General features: G+C 40.0%; 3 protein-coding genes. 2 read left to right on the top strand and 1 reads right to left on the bottom strand.

Features of this window, described 5'->3' with window-relative positions; translation table 11 throughout:
- Positions 1 to 546: 546 nt before the first annotated feature.
- Complete coding sequence (locus tag ACFSBH_RS12700; RefSeq protein WP_379597835.1) at positions 547 to 990, top strand: site-2 protease family protein; 444 nt, start codon at positions 547 to 549, stop codon at positions 988 to 990.
- Positions 991 to 1,058: 68 nt separating this feature from the next.
- Here ACFSBH_RS12700 and ACFSBH_RS12695 read toward each other — a convergent pair whose 3' ends face one another.
- On the bottom strand, positions 1,059 to 3,140 hold the full coding sequence (locus tag ACFSBH_RS12695) for a catalase (protein WP_379597833.1): 2,082 nt from the start codon (positions 3,138 to 3,140) through the stop codon (positions 1,059 to 1,061).
- Positions 3,141 to 3,370: 230 nt separating this feature from the next.
- Between ACFSBH_RS12695 and ACFSBH_RS12690 the strand changes: the two genes are divergently transcribed.
- The gene (locus ACFSBH_RS12690; protein WP_379597831.1) at positions 3,371 to 5,206 is read left to right on the top strand and encodes a DUF2339 domain-containing protein; all 1,836 of its coding nucleotides are present in this window, start codon (positions 3,371 to 3,373) and stop codon (positions 5,204 to 5,206) included.
- Positions 5,207 to 5,354: the final 148 nt, after the last annotated feature.

The raw sequence follows: 5,354 nt of genomic DNA, 5'->3' as shown, positions 1-5,354 counted from the left end.
GAATAACCTCCCAATCTTATATGTTTATTCTAACAATAAAAAAATAAACTGCGAAGCAAGAGCCGTACGCTCTCTCACTTACACAGTTTATTTTACACTCCCTTGATTCGTACATGAGAGTGCTTTTAAGAACACGAATACTCTAATATATCTTCGGTTCATGTCTTTAGAGTGCAGCTAAGGACACGAATACTCTAATCTTTCTTCAATTCATGTCCTTAGAGTGCAGCTAAGGACACGAATACTCTAATATTTCTTCAGTTCATGTCCTTAGAGTGCAGCTAAGGACACGAATACTCTAATTTTTCTTCAGTTCATGTCCTTAGAGTGCAGCTAAGGACACGAATACTCTAATCTAATATATCTTCGGTTCATGTCCTTAGAGTGCTCCTAAGGACGCGAACTCTCTAATTTTTCTTCGTTTCGTGCACTGAGAGCACTTCTAAGGATACGAACAATCTAATACCCAGATTGAGTTGTGATATAGAGTAGAGAATATGTTTGCTATCGTAGTGGGGAAAGGAATGGAAATAGGCGTGCTTAACGATCGTTGGTTACTCGGTTGCATTTTTTATTTTTCAACCGTTAAATGTATTCATACACGAGCTTGGACATGCATTTTTTGTGAAAATTTACGGAGGGACCATACAAAAGATTGAAATCGGTATCGGTGAGCACTTATTCAGAATAGGAAAGGTGCAGATTAATAAACAATTTTTCATCATGGGACTGTGCAGATACGATATAGACTCGTCTAATCTGAATAAATTCAGATTAGCGTTTATAGCGCTTGGAGGAGTTATTTTTAATCTAATGACGATTCTTTTATTGATAGCGATAAAACTATATACGGACCATCACCACTTCCTTGATGGCTATTTCTTTGGCTTTACCGGTGTGCTCATTCTATCTGCACTAATTCCAGTTACATATCCTACTGGATACGATAGTGATGGCCGTTGGTTGATTAATATTTTAAAGGACAAGTAAAAGAAGACCCACACCTTTGACTATAACTGGTGTGGGTCTATTATTGTGTTCAATTGGAACTCATGTATTTACTTCGTGATTCCTGTCATCCCTAAGGATCCGGGGCCGGCTCCTTTGTCACGGTTCCAGAAACGGGACTGTGCAATCGCTGTGATAAAACTTTGTTTGAAGTTTTGACTGTTTGCTGCTAATATGACGCCTTCTAAATTATCTGTTCCTTGTGGTGCGACGATTGCTTGACCTGTGGTAGCAATTCCGATCGGTTTGTATAGTTTATAGGCCATGTTCACAAACTCTGTGACATTTTCTGTAAACCTTTTTTCGTTAGTGGTGTTTCCTCCGACGACGTAAACGGAGTCAACTAAATAAGGACCAGAAGTGAGGAACGTTTTGTTTACTTTGATTTTTAATCCATTGGCTCCAGTGACGTACCCCAGCCTTTCACTAATAATATCGTAAAAGACTTTATGCTGGTCAAAGAATTCAAGGACCTCGGTGACTTCCCGATCATTAAAACCATTGCCAATCAGTACACCAACCTTTTTCGTATAAGCGCTAGGTGGTGTATGGTATTGGCTTAGAGAAGGGTAACTTTCAGAAACCGGTACATGGCTACCTGTTGGACAAGCAACACCAATGTTATCTGCAACGGTGGATGCTAGTTCCACATCGACATTGGCTAATAAATTCACATTTTGCTGGCGCACGGATTCATCCATCACGTTACCGAGTTGATAGCTAAATGCTTCAATGGTATGCATTTTCTCAATAGACGTCAAGCTATTCCAAAATATCCTCGTCTGTGAAAAGTAATCATTGACCGAATCAATCCGTTTCCGTGTAGTGTGACCACCAACTTCTTTTGGATAATGTTCATAGCCACCTTCTTCAACAGGCACTTCATGCGGGGTGTTATCCGCTAAGGAATTCGGATGGTAGTTCACATGATCGACATCGATTAGATAACGCATCGGTCCACGTCTTTGGTTATTATGAAATGGACAAACCGGTTTATTAATCGGCAATTGTTGGAAGTTAGGCCCAATCCGATAGAGTTGTGCACTGTGGTAAGCGACTAACCTGCCCTGCAATACGGGATCATTAGAAAAATCAATCCCAGGAACAACGTTGGCAGGATTAAATGCGACTTGTTCGGATTCCGTATGGTAATTTTCGATGTTGCGGTTTAGCGTCATCTTACCGATAATCTGTACTGGAATCAGTTCTTCTGGCCAAAACTTGGTTGGGTCAAGAATGTCAACATCATATTTATCTTCATCTTCAACTGGGATAAGTTGAACTCCTAATTCGTATTCTGGATAGGCACCACGATCGATGGCATCTCGTAAATCTTTTCGATGAAAGTCAGGATCAATTCCACCAATTTTAATCGCCTCTTCCTGAAGTAACGATTCCACACCGAGAACAGGTTTCCAGACAAATCTTACATAAGTTGCTTTGCCCTGTTCATTCACAAAGGTATACGTATTAATCGACCATGATTCCATATGTCGGTAACTTCGTAAAACCCCTCGGTCTGACATAATCCAAGTGACCATATGAACCGCTTCAGGATTATTTGCAACATAATCCCAAAATCTGTCGTGGGCACCCGTAGCTGTAGGGACATCATCATCCTGTTTTGATTGATATGCATGCATCGCATCTGGGAATTTCATGGCGTCAAAGTTAATGAGTACAGGCATCGCAATGGTTGTTAAATCATAATTTCCTTCTTCTGTGTATAACTTAACCCCTTGACAACGTAAATCTCTCGCTGTGTCATAAGAACCTTTAGGTCCTTGAACGGTTGAAAATCGAATCGTTAGCGGCGTCTTTTTTCCAGCTTCGCCTAGGAAATTTGCTCTTGTCACGTCCTTCATGGATTTGTAATATTCAAATTCACCATGTGCACTGTAACCACGGGCATGGACCACACGTTCAGGTTGCTCTTCATGGACAAAGTGAGTGATTTTTTCAAAGTACTGCCAATCCTCATGTAGCGTCGGTCCACGTTCACCTACTTTTAATAATTCCCTGTTATTTGCAATCGTCCTGCCTTGATTGGTAGTTAATGGTTTGTCGGTGTGCTGAACACGATGATCATCTAATTGCTGTTGCTTCTTGTCTTTACCAGGATGATTCTCCAATATTATATTCCTCCCAAAATTTTACTTAATCATATTGTTAGAATGTGCCGTCAAATCATAAATATACATGGTAGAAGGTATTATGTTTTTTACGACTTAGTGGAAAAATTGGAGATCATCAGCTTTTAGTTAATAAGTCTACATAACAAGTAATTTCCAAAAGAAGGATAATCCCGCTTTTTGTCGAATGTGTAATAGTTAGGGAATTTGTCCGTGGGGGAGGGAAGGACATGGAAAATGAAAGAATAGATAAGCTGGAAGCGCGAATTCTCCAGTTGGAAAAGGAAGTTCAACAATTAAAAGAGGAAAAAAATAAACCACCTATACTAACAAATCAAGAAGTTCCTCAACCGATAAAACCGGTAAGCACATCAATCCCTAAAAAACCTACCGTTCCGAAGCCGGAAACAGTTAAGAAGGAACAGACGGATTGGGAAACATTACTTGGAAAAGTGTGGCTACCGCGCATTTTTATTTTTGTATTGCTTTTGGGAGTTGTTTGGGGATTCAGAATCGCGGTGGATGCTGGGTGGCTGAATGAAACGAACCGGATTATCATTGGTTTTATTGTGGCTGTCCTCTTTTATTACATAGGAAATAAACAAATAAAGCGAGATCGAGTCGCTTTAGGAAAAGTGTTGCTTGTCGGTTTCATATCCACCTTATTAGTGACGACCTTTGCGATGCATATTTTATATGATATGATTCCGCTTGCTGTCGCATTTCCGTTAAATGTTATTTGGGTTGCCATCGGGATTTATTTATCCCATCTGCATCGTTCGCAGGCGATGGGTGTGATGTTTGCGGTAGCCGGATATTTGATTCCATTTTTAGTGGCAGGGAGCGGTACAAATGCTACTGTCGTGTCGGTCATTACGTATGAACTCATTTATTATGTCGCTTTACTTTGGTTTGCAGTACGTAACCAATACCGGATTTTATTTTATGTTTCAACAGTATTCTTGCATATCGTTTATATAGCGTTGTTGTTTACTGGTAGTCATGTTTGGGATAGTGCCCATATCTTCTTGATGACAGTAGGAATCTTGATTCAGCATGAAGTGGTATTCTATACATTGCTGAAGGGTAAAATCGAAAAACTACGGGCTTTCCCTGTTTTATTCTCAGGTTTTATTGTCACACTAACCTGGGCGAAAATAGGTTTTGAAATACATGATGTCGCTTATCTGTTCACGATCTACGTTCTACTTACTACCATCCGTTATGGATGGCTTGCTTATCATTCGAACCGGAAACAGCAGGCGAATTTATTTTCCATTTCCACCGTCGCTGCAACATTTGGCATTTCGGTGTTGATATTGGATTTGGTGGATAGTCCATACGTCAGCACCTCCTTGTTTCTCATCCAAGGTGCGCTCGCTGTCTATGTCGGATATACTTTCCAATCTAAGATTCAACAGATAGTTGGATATGTCATCTATTATCTTGTAGCGTTAATCATCATCAGTGATCCTTTTCTCCTTTGGTGGGAAGATATAATGGTATGGGCGATTTTGATTGGAACGTTGTATTTCTTAGTGTTGTTCAACTTAAAAAGAAAAGATGAGATGTTCTTCCGTGTGAATATCGTTGCAGCTTTATTGGCCCACACTATATTCTTATTGGAGCTGGATTACTACAACATAGCATTTGGAGAGTTATATTGGATGGTGATTATCAGTTCTTTAATTGTCTTATATCGATTAACTAGCAAACATATGCATACGGTGATGAAGCAGGTCTATGTTGGAGTGAATGTGATTATTCATCTTGCATTTATTTCCTATCTGGCTGGAGAATGGGTTACTGGAATGACCAACGAAGTGGTGTTCTTCACTACAATAGGATGGGCCTTGTATGCGTTAGGTTGCGTGTTTATCGGAGTGAGGAGACAACATAAAGAGACCCGCTTGTTAGGGATAGGTTTAATCCTGTTTACGTTATTGAAATTGATATTCTTTGATTTAGCATTCATCAGTTTGGCGACAAGGGCGATGTTGTTTGTACTGCTCGGCTTCATAGGAATTGTACTTTCAAGGTTTATGTATGGGAAGAATAAAGAGTAGTATTACGCAATATAAAAACTCTCCATTGATGTGGAGAGTTTTTCATTTTTTATGGTCTTCGAAAACCCTCGGCTACGCCGGGGGTTCCGTAGAGCTTCTAGCGTGGGGTCAAAAAAGGCCTCCTTCATGGTAAAATATGGTTGGTTTC

It is taken from the genome of Oceanobacillus luteolus (assembly GCF_042678205.1).
Lineage (GTDB): Bacteria > Bacillota > Bacilli > Bacillales > Amphibacillaceae > Oceanobacillus > Oceanobacillus luteolus.
Note: the sequence above shows the minus strand (reverse complement) of the source record. Positions and strands in the feature narration are given on the sequence as shown.